General features: G+C 68.1%; 12 protein-coding genes. 9 read left to right on the plus strand and 3 right to left on the minus strand.

All coding sequences use genetic code 11. From position 1 onward, the window contains the following. Nucleotides 1–76 precede the first annotated feature (76 nt). From DB31_RS28020 to DB31_RS28030, 3 genes are all read left to right on the plus strand, one after another. Nucleotides 77–1,285, plus strand: a complete 1,209-nt coding sequence (locus tag DB31_RS28020) for a peptidase associated/transthyretin-like domain-containing protein (protein WP_083968764.1) — start codon at nt 77–79, stop codon at nt 1,283–1,285. Continuing rightward, entirely contained in the window at nt 1,282–2,226 is a 945-nt protein-coding gene (gluQRS, locus tag DB31_RS28025; RefSeq protein ID WP_044193085.1) for a tRNA glutamyl-Q(34) synthetase GluQRS, read from the plus strand. Before DB31_RS28020 ends, gluQRS begins: the two co-directional genes overlap by 4 nt. An 84-nt stretch (nt 2,227–2,310) precedes the next feature. Beyond that, a complete protein-coding gene (locus DB31_RS28030; RefSeq protein WP_044193086.1) occupies nt 2,311–3,243 on the plus strand; it encodes a hypothetical protein in 933 nt (310 codons plus the stop codon). Nucleotides 3,244–3,294: 51 nt separating this feature from the next. Here the strand turns inward: DB31_RS28030 and DB31_RS28035 are convergent, their stop codons facing one another. Both DB31_RS28035 and DB31_RS28040 read right to left on the minus strand, forming a co-directional pair. After that, nucleotides 3,295–5,223: a hybrid sensor histidine kinase/response regulator gene (locus DB31_RS28035; protein ID WP_044193087.1), complete on the minus strand. Its 1,929-nt coding sequence runs from the start codon at nt 5,221–5,223 to the stop codon at nt 3,295–3,297. Beyond that, entirely contained in the window at nt 5,220–6,536 is a 1,317-nt protein-coding gene (locus DB31_RS28040; protein WP_044193089.1) for a sensor histidine kinase, read from the minus strand. The genes DB31_RS28035 and DB31_RS28040 overlap by 4 nt, the downstream gene beginning before the upstream one ends. A 116-nt stretch (nt 6,537–6,652) precedes the next feature. Between DB31_RS28040 and DB31_RS28045 the strand changes: the two genes are divergently transcribed. Continuing rightward, nucleotides 6,653–8,314, plus strand: a complete 1,662-nt coding sequence (locus DB31_RS28045) for an FAD-dependent oxidoreductase (protein ID WP_044193090.1) — start codon at nt 6,653–6,655, stop codon at nt 8,312–8,314. Nucleotides 8,315–8,336: 22 nt separating this feature from the next. Here DB31_RS28045 and DB31_RS28050 read toward each other — a convergent pair whose 3' ends face one another. Next, nucleotides 8,337–9,548 carry a DUF1501 domain-containing protein gene (locus DB31_RS28050; protein WP_157232219.1) on the minus strand — a complete coding sequence of 404 codons (1,212 nt, stop codon included), beginning with the start codon at nt 9,546–9,548 and terminating at the stop codon, nt 8,337–8,339. A gap of 83 nt (nt 9,549–9,631) precedes the next feature. Between DB31_RS28050 and DB31_RS28055 the strand changes: the two genes are divergently transcribed. From DB31_RS28055 to DB31_RS28075, 5 genes are all read left to right on the plus strand, one after another. Beyond that, the gene (locus tag DB31_RS28055; RefSeq protein WP_044193094.1) at nt 9,632–10,210 is read left to right on the plus strand and encodes an AgmX/PglI C-terminal domain-containing protein; all 579 of its coding nucleotides are present in this window, start codon (nt 9,632–9,634) and stop codon (nt 10,208–10,210) included. Nucleotides 10,211–10,245: 35 nt separating this feature from the next. Further along, nucleotides 10,246–11,088 (plus strand): GNAT family N-acetyltransferase, encoded by an 843-nt coding sequence (locus tag DB31_RS28060; protein ID WP_044193357.1) that lies wholly within the window; start codon nt 10,246–10,248, stop codon nt 11,086–11,088. Between the two features lie 5 nt (nt 11,089–11,093). Further along, a complete protein-coding gene (locus DB31_RS28065) occupies nt 11,094–11,714 on the plus strand; it encodes a MiaE family protein (protein ID WP_044193095.1) in 621 nt (206 codons plus the stop codon). 298 nt (nt 11,715–12,012) lie between these two features. After that, complete coding sequence (locus tag DB31_RS28070) at nt 12,013–13,305, plus strand: hypothetical protein (protein WP_157232220.1); 1,293 nt, start codon at nt 12,013–12,015, stop codon at nt 13,303–13,305. Between the two features lie 407 nt (nt 13,306–13,712). Further along, the gene (locus DB31_RS28075; RefSeq protein WP_044193096.1) at nt 13,713–16,067 is read left to right on the plus strand and encodes an RCC1 domain-containing protein; all 2,355 of its coding nucleotides are present in this window, start codon (nt 13,713–13,715) and stop codon (nt 16,065–16,067) included. Nucleotides 16,068–16,088 lie beyond the last annotated feature (21 nt).

The following is a 16,088-nucleotide window of genomic DNA, read 5'->3' on the forward strand; positions in this document are numbered from 1 at the left end:
CAGGGGGGAGGGGAAGCAGCTTCGACAGGTGTCTCGCGCTCGACTGATAGAACCCGGCGGAGTACGAGTTCAGCCCATGACGCGAACCGTGCTCCTCCTCAGCCTGCTCCTGGGCACCTCGAGTGGCGCTCAGAGCACTTCCCGGCGGGTGGCCGTGCTGCCCTTCCAGGCGCTCTCGGGAGATGTGCCGGGGAAGGTGGGCCCCCGGCTGACGCAGCGGCTCGCCACCGAGGTGCGCGGCGTCGAGGGCCTGGAGCTGGCCGAGCCACCCGAGACAGAGCCCCCTCCGGATGCGCTCGCCCAGGCCCGCGAGGCGGTGAAGGAGGCCGTATCCCGCAGGCAGAAGCGCGACTTCGCGGGAGCGGAGGCCTCGCTCGGCCGGGCGCTTGATGCCTACGCAACCCCCGCCGTGGCCGCTGCCCTCCCAAGTGGGAGCGAGCTGGCCGATGCCCATGCGCTGCGCGCCGCGGTGCGCTACTCCCAAGGCCGGGATGAAGAGGCTGCACGGGAGCTCTCCTTCGCCCTGTCGCTCTCTCCGGGGCGAGCGCTTCCCCTGGCCGCCACCTCTCCCCTCTTCTCCCTCACAGTGGAGCGCGTGCGCGCGGAGCTTCAGCAAAAGCCTCGCGGCACCGTGCGCTTCGTCTCCGTGCCTCCGGGAGTGCCGGTGGCGCTCGACGGCCACCCCGTGGAGAGCGCTCCAGTGCGAGTGGTGGAGGTGCCACCAGGCCTGCACCTTTGGCGCGCCACCCTGCCCTCCGGAGAGGCCACGGGCGGGGTGGTAGAAGCGCTGAGCAACAAGGAGGTGGAGGTCCAGGTGCAGCCCCCGGGCGAGGGACCGGGCGCGGTGCTCGCCGCGGCGCTCGCGGGCAACCGGGTGGACGCGTCGGCGGTGGATGCGGCGACGGCGCTCGGACAGACGCTGCGCGCGGAGCTCGTCATCTTCGGCACGGTATCCCGGACGGACCAGGGGCTCGCCATGGATGCCTTCGTGCATGCCCCCGGCTCGAAGACGCTGCGCCGGGTGCCGCGCATCGCCCTGGACACGGACCTGCTCGACGCGGGTCCACCGCTGCGGGAGCTGTCCGCCGCGGTGGCCTCGCGCGGGGCACAGCTCGGAGACGCTGTCACCCTGCCCGTGGCGCCCTCCCCCAGAGCTGCTGCCGCGCCGCGACCCTCTCAGGTGAAGTACCCGCTGGAGGACGTGCCCTTGAGCGCTCCGAAGCCCACGGCACCACCGCCCGCCCGTCCCCCCCTCGCCCCCAGGAAGCCGCTGGTTCGCCCATGACCTTCCGCGGACGCTTCGCGCCCAGTCCCACGGGGCGCCTCCACCTCGGAAATGCCCGGAGCGCGTTGCTCGGCTGGCTCCAGGCCCGTGCCGCGGGAGGCCAGTTCCTCCTGCGCGTGGAGGACCTCGACCGTGCGCGCTGCCGTCCCCAGTTCCTGGACGACCTGATGCGCGACCTGGAGTGGCTGGGCCTCACCTGGGACGAGCCTCCGCTCTTCCAGAGCGCACGGGACGACGTGTACCGGGACGCACTGGAGCGGCTGGCACGGCTGGACCGTGTGTACCCCTGCTTCTGCACGCGCGCCGAGATCGCCCGTGCGGCCAGCGCTCCCCATGGCTTGAGCGACGAGGGCCCCCGCTACCCGGGAACCTGCGCCCACCTCTCCGCCGCCGAGATTACCGAGCGCTCCCTGACGCGCACGCCCGCGTACCGCTTCCGCTCCCTGCCCGGCGAGGTGCGCTTCGTGGACGGACTGCAAGGTCCCTCCTCGCAGGACGTGGCGGCGGTGGTGGGGGACTTCGTGGTGCGCCGCAATGACGGTGTGGCCAGCTACCAGCTCGCGGTGGTGGTGGACGATGCCGCCTCGGGCATCACCCACGTGCTGCGAGGGGATGATCTGCTCAGCTCCACCCCTCGGCAGCTCCAGCTCTACGCGGCGCTCGAGCTGCCCGCGCCCGAGTTCTTCCACGTCCCACTGGTGCTGGGCGAGGACGGCAAGCGGCTTGCCAAGCGCGAGGGTGCGTTCGCACTGGCCGAGCTCCGCGAGCGGGGACTACCAGCCGAGCGCGTCCTCGGACTGCTCGCCGCGTGGAGCGGGCTGGGAGACGGGAGCCCCGTGGCGCTGGAAGAGCTGGTCCGGCGCTTCCGGCCCGAGGTGCTGCCTCGCGCTCCCGTCGTGGCGCGGGAGCAGACGCTCGTCACTGCGCTGGGGCTGGGCTGACGCTGACCACATGCCCATCTTCTCCTTTGGATGGCTCCGAGCGCTCGGCGGTCGGCCGGGCGCTCCCTCTCAGGAGAGACTCACATGGTAGAGATCGTGGAAAAGCCGCGCGTCGAGGCGATACCCGGAGTTCCCTTCAAGCTCAGCTGGGGCGCCATCTTCGGCGGTACGTTCGTAGCGTTAGGAGTATGGATCCTGCTGTACGCGCTGGGGCTGGCGCTGGGCTTCTCCTCCGTGGACCCCAATAACCCCGGCAGCGCGAAGTCCGCGGGCATTGGCACGGGCATCTGGTCGCTGATCGCCCCGCTCATCGCGCTCTTCGTGGGAGGCCTGGTCGCAGCCCGGACAGCGGGCGTGGTGGACAAGATGGGCGGCGCGCTGCACGGCGCGGTGCTCTGGGGACTCACGACGCTGGTGGGCGTCATCGTGATGGGCATGGCGCTCTCCTCGCTGCTGGGAGCCGTCTTCAACGTGGGGAAGACCGCGGTGGAAGTCACGGGAGCCGCCATCTCCGGAGCCGCCTCGCCGGGGTCCCCAGCCAGGAAGATTGCTAGCGCGTTCGGGCTGAACGCGGAGGACGCGCTCGCCCCCGTCAACCAGCGGCTGCGGCAGGAGGGCAAGGCGCCCATCACCACGGACCAGCTCCAGGCGGCCACGAGGGATGTCCTCAACACCGCCATCCAGCAGGGCCGGCTGGACCGGGAGCTGCTGGTGAACGCCGTCGCCCAGAACACGGCGCTCTCGCTCCAGGACGCGGAGGGCATCGCCAGCCGGATTGAGGTCCAGTGGAACCAGGCCCAGAACCAGGTAGCGCAGGTGGGCCAGCAGGTGCAGCAGGAAGCACTGAAGGCCGCGGACACCACGGGCCGCGTGTTCTGGGGCGTGTTCGCCGCGCTCCTGTTCGGGCTCGTCTCGGCCATCCTCGGAGCCACGCTGGGGGTGAGCAGGCGCCAGCGCTACTACGCGGAGGATACTGCCGTCCCGCCCATGGGCCCGCGCCGTGAGGTGTATCCGTAGGGTATCGCTCCTGCCCGGCCTCGCCTTGGAATCCCGAGGCGAGGCCCTGGCTCAGGAGGCTGGGGATTCCGTCATCACGCCGCGCACGAACTCGCGCAGCTCCTTCGGCGTGAAGGGCTTCTCCATGTGGCGGTTCTTCACCCGGCCCAGGAAATCACGGGCCATGGGCGTGAAGGCGCCTCCCGTCAGGAACACCACCCGCGAGGACTGCTCCGGTGCCACGCGAGCGATCTCCTCGAAGAGATCCATGCCGCTCATCTCCGGCATCATCAGATCGCAGAGGATCAGATCGTAGCGCTCGCCGCGGATCAGCTGCGTCAGCGCCTCGCGTGCGCTCGTCAGCGCGGTGATGTCGTGCTCTTGCCGGAGCGAGCGCGAGATGGCCGTGCCGATCATGGGTTCGTCGTCCACGCTGAGGATGCGTCCCCGGCGGCCAGGGCACGGCGCGGGAGCGGCCAAGGGCTGCGCGGCAGTGGGCTCGGTGACGACAGCGGGCAGGATGACCCGGAAGGTACTGCCCTGGCCCAGCTTGCTCTCCACCTCCATGCGCCCGTTGAAGCCCGTGACGATGCCCAGGCAGATGGAGAGACTGAGTCCCGTCGTCCCTCCACCCGGCCGGATCGTGAGAAACGGCTCGAAGATCCGGTCCCGCAGCTCCGGAGGGATGCCTACTCCCGTGTCGTGGATCTCGATGATGGCCAGGTTGTCCTTCCGCCGGGTGACGACGCGGATCTGGTGCCGGTCCACGGCGTTCTCGGGGGTGGCCCTCGCGGCGTTGACGAGCAGGTTGAGGAACACCTGCCCCAGCCGCGGCTCCTGCGCCTCCACGATGAGTGTGTCCGTGTACTCGCGGACGAGCAGGGCCCGGTGGCGAATCTCGTTCCACGCCAGGCGCACCGCGGACTCGAGCACGCGGTGAACGTCCACCTGCGTGTTGCGCGCCTCGCGCTCCACCTGGGAGAAGAGCCGCAGTTGCTGGGTAATCTCCCGGATGCGCTGCACGCCCTGCTGGGTTTCGGCGAGCAGCTCGCGCAGCTCTTCACGCCGGTCTCCCTCCAACGGGAGGCTCGGGAAGATCTCCGTCTCCAGGTGGGAGAGGTTGGCCATCACATAGGCCAGCGGGTTGTTGATCTCGTGGCCGATGCCTCCGGCAAGCGTCCCCAGTGAAGCCATGCGATCCGACAGCATGAGCCGGGCCTGCATCTGCCGGCGCTCCGTCAGGTCGCGGACGATCCACATGGAGCACGGGTGCCCATCGAACACGACGATGAAGTGGGCGACCTCCACGGGGACAATCCCTCCAGGGTGGCGCAGGAACCGCAGCTCCCTCACCGAGCGCGCGCCCTGATGGCCCTCCAGCTTGACGTGCGGCAGGATGTCCCGATCCTCGGGGTGGATGAAGGACATCATCTGCGCGCTCGTCATGCCTACGAACTCTTCCGTGGAGGTGCCCCCCAGCAGCGCGACGATCGCGGGGTTGGCGTAGATGAGCCGCTCCTCGTGCCACACGCTGATGGCATCCGGGAGCCGCTCGATGAGCTCGCGGAAGCTCTCCTGAGAGCGGCGCAGCGCCTCCACCATGCGTGCCTGCTGGAGCGTGTAACGAACAGCGCGCGTCAGCACCATGGGCGTCAGCTGGGCTTTCACCAGGAAGTCCGCGGCACCGCCCTCCAGGGCCCTGCGGTCAATCTCGGCATCGGCCACCCCCGTCAACAGGATGACCGGCACATGGCACCCGCGCTCCCGCGCCTGCTTCAGCAGCTCGATCCCCGTCTGTGATCCCAGGTGGTAGTCGAGCAGGCACATGTCATGGCGACCCTCACACAACGCCTCGAGCGCCGTGTCCGTGTCATCCCTCCAGTCAAGCTCCACTGGTTCGGAGCGCACGCCTCGCAAGGCGTCTCGTACGAGCACGTAGTCATCTTCGTCATCCTCGATGAGGAGGACGCGAATGGGACGTTGGCTGGCCTCCGGCGTCATGGCTGAGCGGGCTGCGCGACCGCCTGTACCTGCGGGAGGCGGATGGTGAACGTAGAGCCTTGGCCGGGAGAGCTGTGGGCAGCGATGGTGCCGCCGTGGCGCTCGGCGATCTTGCGGCAGATGGCCAGCCCGAGCCCGGTGCCCTCGTACTTGCCGCGCCCATGCAAGCGCTGGAAGAGGGCGAAAATCTTCTCCGCGTGCTTCTCCTCGAAGCCGATGCCGTTGTCCTGCACGAGGATCTCGTGGCGTCCGGACTCCTTCTCTACCGAGGCCTCGAGGGTGATGCGCGGCGGGGCATCCTCGCGGCGGAACTTGAGGGCATTGCTCAGCAAGTTCTGCAGCAGCTGCCGCATCTGGGTCGGGTCACCCTGGATGACGGGGAGCTCCCCCACCGTAACGGTGGCCTTCGCCTGCTCAATGGCCACCTCGAGATCTCCCAGCACCTCGCGGGCGATGGTGGACAGATCCACGCGGGTGAAGGGCTGAGCCTTGGAGGTCACACGGGCGAAGGCGAGCAAGTCTTCAATCAGCCGCCGCATGCGCGTGGCGGCGTTGTGCATCCGCTCCAAGTAGTCCTGGGCCTCGGGGGCCAGCGTCCCGGCTGTCACTGTCTTCAAGCGCTCGCCGAAGGACTGGATCTTCCGAAGCGGCTCCTGCAAGTCATGCGAGGCCACGGACGCGAAGCTCTCCAGCTCGCGGTTGGACTGCGCCAGCTCGCGGTTGGACTGCTCCAACTGGAGCTGCGTCTTCTTGAGGCTCGTGACGTCGGTGGTGATCATCGTAAAACCGACAATCTGCCCCTCGTCCCGGATGGGCCCCACGCGCACCACGTACCATGAGGGTCCCGTGTCGGCGTACGACTGGACATCATACGAGTCCGGCACACCCGTCTCGAGCACCCTGTGGAAGACGGCCCGGCACCGCTCATGGTCCGCGGGCAGGAGGAAGTCGTAGACGCTGCGGCCCAGCACCTGCTCGTACGTCAGGCCGGGGATGGTGAAGTTGACGAAGCGGATCCGATCGGAGGTGTCGGCGGTCATCATCATGTTCTGCGACTGCTCGACGAGCGCCCCGATGCCGAACTTCTCCACCGAAGACAGCCGGCGGGCCTCCAGCAGTGCCGCATGCTCGTTGAGGGCCTGAGCCACACGTCCCAGAGGGCCAGAGCCTGTCCGGCAGCGGATATGCGGCTCGTTGGTGGCCAGCCTTTGGATGAACTCCACCAGTTCTTCAGGGGTGACGTCGGTTCCTCCTTCGAGTGACGCCTGGCTCCCCGCTGCTGGCTTCCCCTTGACAGCCGCATCCTGGCTCATCCGTCTGGCTCCTCTCGAGATGCGTGCACACGCAGAGGGGAGCGCCGCTCGCCCCCTGGCCCCCTGGCCATGTACACTTCCCCCCCAACATATCCTGCAAAAGAGGGGGCAGGCACATGCCGCAGTGGGACCATCGCGCGGATGTCGTGGTCGTTGGATCTGGAGGTGCGGCATGTGCTGCAGCAGCCGCCGCCGTGGACCGAGGCGCCTCGGTCGTCATGCTGGAAGCCGCGGATACGGCTGGAGGCACCACCCGGCGCTCCGGCGGCGCGTACTGGATTCCCAACAACTCCCTCATGCGAGCCCAGGGGTTCACGGATCCGCGCGCGGATGCCCTGAAGCTGATGGCGCGCCTGGCCTACCCTACGCTCTACGACCCGGACCCGCCGCGGCTCGGGCTGCCCAAGCTCCAGTACGACTTGCTCGCGGCGTTCTACGACAACGCGTCGTCCGCCATCGACCGGCTGCGCCAGCTGGGCGCGCTGGACCCGATCATCCTGCCCAATTACGGCTACTCGCCCAACCCGGTCACGGATCCGGACTACTTCGCGGAGCTGCCGGAGAACAAGGCCCCGTACGGGCGCGTGCTCACGGCCAAGTCGCCTCCCGGCTCCACTGAGTTCCCCGGCCTCTACCTCTCCGAGGGGATGCTGCAACACCTGAGGAGCCGGAACGTGCCCATCCTCCTGGGACACCGGGTAACGGACGTCCTGCGGAACGGGCGGGGCGAGGTGATTGGCGTCGAGGCGGAGCACGACGGCTGCACGCGCTTCATCCGTGCGAAGCGCGGGGTGGTGTTCGGCTCGGGAGGCTTCGCGCACGATCGGGACAAGCTGCGCTCGCACCTGCGGGGCCCCATCTTCGGCAGCTGCAGCGTCACCACGAGCCAGGGCGCCTTCGTAGACATCGGCGGCAAGACAGGCGCCGAGCTGGGCAACCTCTCCAATGGCTTCTACTACCAGGCGGCGCTCGAGGATCCGGCGGCCCACGAGGGCTACGTGGTCCGCCCGGACGCGCACGTGTTCTTCCCGTATGGGGACAGCACGATCCTGGTGAATAAGTACGGCCAGCGCGTGGTGAACGAGAAGTCGCCGTACCACGTGCGGACCCAGAGCCACTTCCACTGGCGCCAGACGGAGTACCCAAACCTGGTGCAGTTCATGATCTGGGACCAGTGGACGGCCAACGAGCCCACGTTCTGGCCGTGGCGCGGCGTCGTTCCGCTGCCGGGGCAGTCCTCTCCGCTCGTCATCCAGGCGGCGACCCTCGAGCAGCTCGCCCAGCGCATCAGCGCGCGCCTTGACGCGATGCGCGGCCTGCGCTTCCTGAGCAGCAACATCGTCCCCAACGTGCGGCTCTCACCTGACTTCGTCTCCTCGCTGCGGGCCACCCTCCAGCGCTTCAACACGTTCGCGGCAACAGGCGTGGACCTCGACTTCCACCGCGGCGAGACACCGCTGGAGCGGGCTTGGCAGGGGCCGTCGCGCAGCACCACCGGCAACCGGACGATGTACCCGCTGTCGCCGAACGGGCCGTTCTACTGTGCCATCCTGGGCGCCGCGACGTTGGACACGTGCGGCGGACCGGTGATTGGCACGAACGCCCAGGTGCTCCGCCCCGACAGCACGCCCATTCCGGGGCTGTACGGCGCGGGCAACTGCATCGCGTCTCCCACCGGCCAGGCCTACTGGGGCGCAGGCGGTACACTGGGACCGGCCATCACCTTCGGCTTCATCGCCGGACGGAGCGCCGCCAGCGCCGCGCTGCTCCCGGACTGACGCCAGCGGCCAGAAGCGCGCTTCAGGAGCGCGCGCTGTGCCAGGCGGCGGACCGCTCGGCCAGGGCGCACCGCAGGACATTCTCCGCGCTGAACCCGTGACCCGAGGCACCGGGGTTGGCGATGTGAAGCACCGTCGAGGAGAGCGCGTCGATGAGCACCGGTCGCCGTTGGTCTCCCGAGGGCCGGCCGGTGCGGTAATCAATTGCCTGCCCTTGGAGATCCGTGCCGGTCTCGCCCACCGTGGCGCCCCCCCGGATGCCCTTCCCAGCCAGTATCCAGCTGGTCTCGGGCCAGTGGTCCTTCCCGCCTGAGGCGCTGTATTGCGGCGCCCGGCCGAACTCGCTGCCGATGACGAGCGTCGTCTGCTCGAAGAGCGAGCCGTGCGCGTTATGCGTGGACTTCAACGCGTCGATGAAGCGCGCGAGGTCATCCAGCGCGGGGACGAGCCGGCGGCGCTGGAGCGCCAGGTGCTCGTGGTGCGCGTCCAGGTGAAGCGAGCGGGTGGAGACGGTGACGGCCTTGGCGAAGTTGCCTTGGAGGGCGTGGAGCGCAAGCCGCAGCTGCGGGCCCAGCACGGCATCTCGGTACGGCGACGCGGGCTCCGCCGTCCGCAGCAGCCGAGCGAGTGGATCCTCCGGCCCCTGCTCGCGCGAGCGGAGCCACGGCTCGACCTTTGCCGTGCGGCCTCTCGGGTCGAACAGCGCCTGGGCCAGCGGAAGCGAGACCCCAGCGGAGGCTGGACCGGCGTCGGACTCGAAGTCCTCCGGTGTCTGCCCCAGCGCCAGGTGAGGAATGGGCGCGTCACCTGGAAGCGCGGCGCCCAGCAGCTCCCCCAACCAGGGCTCATGAGCGGAGGCCTTCACCCGGCCGCGCTGAGCGGTGCGCTCGCCCACGGGGTGGAGCTCCGTGTCCGTGCGCACGCCGTGGATGAGGCACAGAGCGGCATCATGCCGGAGCAGGTCTCCAACCAAGGGGCCAAACATCCGGTGCGTCCCCTGCCGGCGCTCATCCGCGCGGTAGCCTGGCTCGATGCGTCCACGGGTCAACGCAGCGTCCTTGGGGTCGACGGTGAGGACCCCATCGAGTCCCCCCCAGAGGAAGACGCTCACCACGTACTGCCGAGGAGAAGAGCCGAGGGAACCATTCCAGGCCGACGCCTGTCCTGGCAGCAGAGAGCCTGCGGTCCCCGCCAGCGCAGCTCCCAACAAGGAGCGTCGGGTGAATCGGCTCATGTTCCCCTCCCTCGGATGACTCACCCGCCAGAATACAAGGTTTCTGGACGGAAGCGGCGACAGCCGAGTGGCATATTGGAGATATGCGGGGCCGCTCCGTTCTCTTCTGGGTTCTCCTGCCCTTCGTGGGCCTGTGCGCAGTGGCGCTCTGGCTCACCCACCCGGCCGCTCCTCCTTCTCCCGCCGCCCCAGTCGAGCCGCAGCCTTCCGTCCGGGCGCCCGCGCCTCCTCCTCCCTCGGTCCCCCAGTCCCGGACATTCGGGGAAGGCTCGACGCTGCCCTCCCGCTCGCCCCCGCCCCCGCCCATCACCATCCCCGAGGCCGAGCCTCGCGAGCAGGCCTCCTCGGGCACCGTGGACAAGGAGGATGTGCGCCAGGCCATCCAGACGGTGGTTCCGCTGATTCGCGAGTGCTTCCAGGACGTGGCCGAGCGCTTCCCCGGGCCCCACACGGTGACGCTGAAGTTCACCATCGAGGGCCAGGGGCTGACCGGGTTCTTCCGGGACGGGGAGGTGGTGGACTCGACCCTCCAGGACCCGTTCGCCCTGGCCTGCTTCCTGGATTCGCTGTTGGATGTCCGATTCCCTGCCCCCCGAGGGGGTGGCAAGGTGACCATCACCTACCCTTTCCACTTCCAACCTGGGACGGACGCTGGCCGTTGAGGCGCCCTTTGCGTAAGGTGCCCTCGCTCAGCAGCATGCCCGCCACCATCGAACAGCTTGGACCTCAGCACACGGATGCTTTGCGGTCGTTCCTGGCGAAGGACTCGACGCACAACATCTACCTGCTCGGTCTCTTCGAAGAGTTCGGCATCGTCCCGCGAGCGGGGCGAGCGCGGTTCGCTTTTCACGGCCGGTTCGATGGGAAGAACCTGACGGCGGCCCTCTTCGTGGGCGGCGAGGGTGGGCTGGTGGTGCCCTCGGCGAGCGACCCGGCCTTCATCAGCGAACTGGCCGAGAGCCTGGGCTCGCAGTTGCGGCTCCAGGCCTCGGTGGGCGAGAAGCCCACGGTGGATGCACTGGTGCGCATCCTCGGGAACAACGCCAAGCCCCGGCTGTCGCGGGTGCAGCGGCTGTTCGCCGTGTCCGCCGATGACCTGGGGCCCTTCACCAACCCCATCCTCCGGCTGGCCAAGGAGGAGGACCTGCCCCGGCTGATGCCGCTGGCGCTCGGCGCGGTGCGCGAGCTGATGGAGCGGGACCCCCTGGCCGAGGACCCGAACGGCTATGAGGCGCGGGTGATGCAGCGCGTGCGCGGCCGGCGGACCTACGTGCTGGAGGAGAACGGCACGCTGATCTTCAAGGTGGACATCGGCAGCCGCTCGCAGCACGGGGCGGAGCTCGAGGGCCTCTACACCCTGCCTCAGGAGCGCAACAAGGGCCACGCGACGCTGTGCCTGGGGCAGATCTGCCGGCACCTGCTGTCCTCGCTGCCTCGGCTGGTGATACGGGTGGACGAGAAGGACGAGAGCACGGCGCGAATTGCCCGGAAGGTGGGCTTCCTGGCCGGACGCGTTCAGCGCCTCGTGTTGTTGGAATAGGAACCATGTCTCGGCCGACGCCCAGCCGCCGCCCTCTCTCGGGAGAGGGCCCTGTCATCCTCCACTCGGCCACGGATCCGCGTTGGCTGCCGCAGGCCCTCGAGCGCTTCAACGAGGTGCTGGTGGACCATGCCCACTGCGAGAAGAAGGCTGCGGCGAACGCGCTCTCACTGCTGCAGGCGTACCCGGAGCTGCCGGGCCTTCCGGCGCAGATGGCACGGCTGGCGCGCGAGGAGAGCGCGCACCTGGCCCGAGTGCTGGACCTGATGGCGGCGCGGGGGCTGACGCTGAGCAAGGACGCGGGGGACCCGTACGCGCAGGGGCTGCAGAAGCTCATCCGGACTCCGGCGGGGGAGCGAAAGGTGGACCGGCTGCTGGTGGCGGCCATCATCGAAGCACGCTCCTGCGAGCGCCTCTCGCTGCTGTCCGAGGGCTTGGAGGATCCGGCGCTGCGCCGCTTCTATGGAGAGCTGGCGCAGTCCGAGGACGGGCACCAGTCCCTCTTCTACCGGCTGGCCGTGACGGCGGGCGGAGACGAGGCCACCATCCACGAGCGGCTGGAGTTCCTGCTGGCCCGCGAGGCCGAGGTGATTGCCTCCGTGGGGCTGCGCGCCGCGATTCACTGAGCGGCGAGCCCGGCTGGTGTGTCCTCAAGGTTCCCGGAGTCTGGGCTGGGTAAAGACAGACACCCGAGCGGCAGGTAAACCGAGACATCCCCTCATTTTCTCAACCCCCTGTAACTGCTGGGAATTTCAGCCAGTCTGATGTGTGAATCCGTGAATCACTGGGTTTCGTCGAAATCAGGGGATGGTTCAGATTGATGGCAAGAAGGCGGTGCGTGCGAATTGTGTGCATCAATTTCCACAGTGCCGGGCTCCAGTCCTTTCGAAGGGACGATTCCTTTCAAACGACTTGGAGAACCTCGTGCTTCAGACCTGGAAAACCTGGATGCTCACCGCGGGCCTCGCCGCCCAGTTCGCCTGCGGGGGCCCCGCCTCCGACACCCCCGACACGCTGGAGCAACCGCAGGGCGTGGCCCTGACGGGCTCGAACGCCGTCCAGCGGCTCGACACGGCGCCCCTGGCGAAGGGCGTGGACGTCACGGCGCTCGTCGCTTTGAACTATCACTCGCTCGCGCTCGCCCCCACCCTGCAAGGCAACGCCTTGTTCAGCCCGGGCAGTGCCAGCTCCATCATCCAGACGAGCGACGGCGGTTATGCGTTCACCGGCACCTTCAAAGCGCTGGGCACCGACGACATCCTCCTGGTGAAGCTCGACGCCTTCCTGAATGTCCAGTGGGCCTACGCCTATGGCACCTCCAACGCGGAATCCGGCGTCGAGGTCCGCCAGACGAGTGATGGCGGGTTCATGATCGCGGGACAGATTTTCCAGAACGCCACCACCAACTTCGATTTCTATCTCGTCAGGACCGACTCCACGGGCAACCCCTATTGGCAGCTTTCCAACGGCGGCACTCTCCATGAGTACGCCACCGCCATGGAGGTGACTCCTGACGGCGGATGCATCATCGTCGGCAAAACCCAGAGCAACCTGGGCTACCAGAACGCCTACATGGTGAAGTTCTCCTCCGTGGGAGCCGTGCAGTGGAGCCGGTCGTTCTCGAGCGGCGACTCTGGAACCTACGAGTTCAGGGGCGTGGCCAACGTTCCAGGCGGTGGCTATGTCGCCGTCGGCAGCCGGCAGGTCAAGGTGTCCTCGTCGACCTGGGAGACCTTTGGCTACGCCGTGAAGGTGAACAGCGCCGGCTCGACGCTCTTCGAGGTCAGCTCGGGACGCTTCGCGGGCCTGGAGGCAGTGACCGCGACCTCCACCGGCTACGTGGCCGTGGGCTACATCTATCCGGTGTCGGGCGCCGACTTCTATGCGGTCCGCTTCAGCCCCACGGGCGGCACCCTCTGGGCCTGGAGCCTCAACGCGGGAACGAACGGGGATTATCTGAGTGATGTCAAGCTCGCCAGCGATGGCAACTACGTCGTCACGGGCACCATCTCCCCGACCCTGACCCAGCAGAACCTCCGCCTCATGAAGCTGGATAACAGTGGAATCCGGCTCTGGGATTTCTACCCCTACGCCAGCACCGTGAACACGAATGGTCAGAGCCTCGCCATCACCAGCGATGGAGGCTTCATCAACAGCGGCGGCTACACCGACAGCACCAACACCTGGTACCTGCTGCTCAGCAAGTTCTCGCCCTGAGAGCGCCCCGTGGGCACCATGGGTAAGGCCAGACACCCGTAGGATGGGTGAGGCCAGACACCCAAGCTGGGGGTAAAGCCAGACACCCAAGCTGGGGAAGCCTGTCGTGTGTCTTCTCTTCTGCATGCAGTTGGAAAACTTTACGTGTCTGTAGCACTGCGCTACAGACTTTTACAGAAGCAAGGGCGCGGTCCCTCTCCAACGCGTCCAACGGCGGGCACCGTGTCGTGGCCTGACCGGCTGTCCTCCCGCTCTTACCCCCAGATTCATCGCATCGCCGAGCCACGGAGCCGCTGAGGCTCCGTGCGCCTCTGCTTCACTGCCGTCAATCCCTGTCACTTGCGACGTTTCGTCGGAAGAGCTGCTTGGCGCGGCTTGGAAGACGTGCGTCTTGAAGGAGCACGTGTATGTCTCATCCCCCGTATCGTTTCCAGAGCACCCGGAGGGCGCTGCGCAAGACGGCCCTCGTCCTGTCGGCCCTCACCTTCGGCCTCAACGGCTGCAGCACCCAGCCCTCCGCGCCCCAGCAGCAGGAGCAGGAGGACTCCGCCACCGCCACCTTCTCCATCAAGGCCGCGGACTTCTTCGAGTCCTCTGGCCAGAGCGGCTCCCGCTCCTCCGCTTCGCTGCGCTCGGCCCAGGCCTTCACCTTCAACGAGGTGACGACGCTGCGCATCACCGTGAAGGACAAGGTCTCCAACACGCCGCTCTACGTGAACTTCGATTTGGGCTTCTCCGCGGGCGAGTGGAGCGGAGAGATTCCCTTCCTCCCCAAGAACAAGGCGCTCGTCTTCCACGCGGCGGCCCTCAACTCCGCACGCGAGGTGCTCTTCGAGGGAGACACCGAGCAGACCCTGTCGCTCCCCTACCAGACCATCATCATTGCCCTGTCCGCCGCCAATGACGGCCGGACCATCAGCATCCCCCGCATCCGGAAGATCTCCGTGCCCTCGGCCTTCGGCTCTGACCAGGCCGGCAACGTCTCCTTCTCCGTGGAGGCCAACACCGGAGAGACGCTCACCTATGAAATCACTCCCGCGCAGGGAGGCGGCACCTTCTACCCGGTGAACGGCTCCTTCACCCTGGCGACCACCTCGGGCACCTTCGTCAGCCAGTACGTGCCGCCCACCGTCAGCTCCAACACCGAGTTCGAGCACACGGTGAAGGTCACCAACCCGGCTGGCCACTCCGTCACCACCACCTTCAAGACCAAGATCAAGCCGCCCGGTACCACCGACGGCGTGCAGAACACCGGCATCACGGTGCTCTTCGCCCCGGTCATCAACAGCGTGAGCTCGAGCCGCATCACCGGCACCGGCAACGTGCTCTTCCAGGCCTCGGTGGCTGACAACGACGCCGCGACGGACCTCCGGTACGCCTGGAGCTTCACGTCCGCCCCGAGCACGAACTTCAACCTGACCTTCACCAACAACGGCACCACCAACCCCGCCACCCTGCAGAATTACACGACGGCCGCGCAGGGCACCATCACGCTGGCCGTGACGGACACCGACAACGCGACGACGACGCTCACCTACCCGCTGACGCCCAACCAGTTCCCCGACAACCCCGTCGTGGAGGGCGGGCTGACCGGCATCAACACCATCCGCGCGGGCGAGTCCCACACCTGCGCGCTCTTCAACAACGGCAACCTGCGCTGCTGGGGGCTCAACAGCAGCGGCGAGCTCGGCTACGGCAACACCTTCGACATCGGCGATAACGAGCAGCCCTTCACGGCGGGCGACGTGCCGCTGGTGGGCGTGGGCTCCAAGCTGGCGGTGGGCGCCCACCACACCTGCGCCCTGCTGGACACGGGCCTGGTGCGCTGCTGGGGCAACAACCAGTACGGCCAGCTCGGCTACAACACCACCCTCAACGTGGGGGATGGCGAGCCCATCGTCAACTACGGCTACGTCAACCTGGGCGGCATCGCGGTGAAGATCGCCGCGGGCGCCGAGCACACCTGCGCCCTGATGAACACGGGCAACGTGCGCTGCTGGGGCCGCAACAACTACGGCCAGCTCGGCCGGGGCCACGCCAATGACGTGGGTGACAACGAGCAGCCGTATGAAGGCGGGGACAGCGACGTGAACGTGGGAGGCACCGTGAAGAACATCGTCGCCGGTGGCCACCACACCTGCGCCCTGCTGGACAACGGCCACGTGCGCTGCTGGGGCTTCAACGCCTACGGCCAGCTGGGCTACAGGGACCACACCCCTCTCGGTGACAGCGAGGATCCCGCCTCCAGGGGAGATGTGCCGGTGGGCGGAGACACCGTCCTGCAGCTGGCGGCGGGCGAGAACCACACCTGCGCGGTGCTCAGCACCGGCAACCTGCGCTGCTGGGGCTACAACGGCTTCGGCCAGCTGGGCTACGGCAACACCGCCAGCGTCGACACGCCCTCCGAGGCGGGTGATGTGGACGTGGGCGGTCAGGTGCTCCAGGTGGCCACGGGCAAGCTCCACACCTGCGCCCTGCTGGGCACCGGCGACCTCAAGTGCTGGGGCAACGGCGGCAGCGGCCGGCTGGGCTACGGCAGCGCCTCGCACCGGCTCGCGCCCACCACCGTTGTGGACTTGGGTGGCTCCAGCGCCTTCCAGGTGACGGCGGGTGGCAGCCACACCTGCGCGCTGCTGAGCACGGGCGGCGCCCGCTGCTGGGGTGAGAACGCGGCCGGCCAGCTGGGCTACGGCCACGTCCGCGACATCGGCGACACCGAGCTGCCCTCCTCCGAGAACGACCTCCAGCTCCTCGCGCCGTAGTTCCCCGTCGTGCTGGGGCGA

Source organism: Hyalangium minutum (assembly GCF_000737315.1).
In the GTDB taxonomy this organism is placed as follows: domain Bacteria; phylum Myxococcota; class Myxococcia; order Myxococcales; family Myxococcaceae; genus Hyalangium; species Hyalangium minutum.

Excerpts from the sequence above, each read along its gene's own strand:
- DB31_RS28020 (WP_083968764.1), top strand. The coding sequence starts at position 77 with ATGACGCGAACCGTGCTCCTCCTCAGCCTGCTCCTGGGCACCTCGAGT.
- gluQRS (WP_044193085.1), top strand. The coding sequence starts at position 1,282 with ATGACCTTCCGCGGACGCTTCGCGCCCAGTCCCACGGGGCGCCTCCAC.
- DB31_RS28030 (WP_044193086.1), top strand. The coding sequence starts at position 2,311 with ATGGTAGAGATCGTGGAAAAGCCGCGCGTCGAGGCGATACCCGGAGTT.
- DB31_RS28035 (WP_044193087.1), bottom strand. The coding sequence starts at position 5,223 with ATGACGCCGGAGGCCAGCCAACGTCCCATTCGCGTCCTCCTCATCGAG.
- DB31_RS28040 (WP_044193089.1), bottom strand. The coding sequence starts at position 6,536 with ATGAGCCAGGATGCGGCTGTCAAGGGGAAGCCAGCAGCGGGGAGCCAG.
- DB31_RS28045 (WP_044193090.1), top strand. The coding sequence starts at position 6,653 with ATGCCGCAGTGGGACCATCGCGCGGATGTCGTGGTCGTTGGATCTGGA.
- DB31_RS28050 (WP_157232219.1), bottom strand. The coding sequence starts at position 9,548 with ATGAGCCGATTCACCCGACGCTCCTTGTTGGGAGCTGCGCTGGCGGGG.
- DB31_RS28055 (WP_044193094.1), top strand. The coding sequence starts at position 9,632 with ATGCGGGGCCGCTCCGTTCTCTTCTGGGTTCTCCTGCCCTTCGTGGGC.
- DB31_RS28060 (WP_044193357.1), top strand. The coding sequence starts at position 10,246 with ATGCCCGCCACCATCGAACAGCTTGGACCTCAGCACACGGATGCTTTG.
- DB31_RS28065 (WP_044193095.1), top strand. The coding sequence starts at position 11,094 with ATGTCTCGGCCGACGCCCAGCCGCCGCCCTCTCTCGGGAGAGGGCCCT.
- DB31_RS28075 (WP_044193096.1), top strand. The coding sequence starts at position 13,713 with ATGTCTCATCCCCCGTATCGTTTCCAGAGCACCCGGAGGGCGCTGCGC.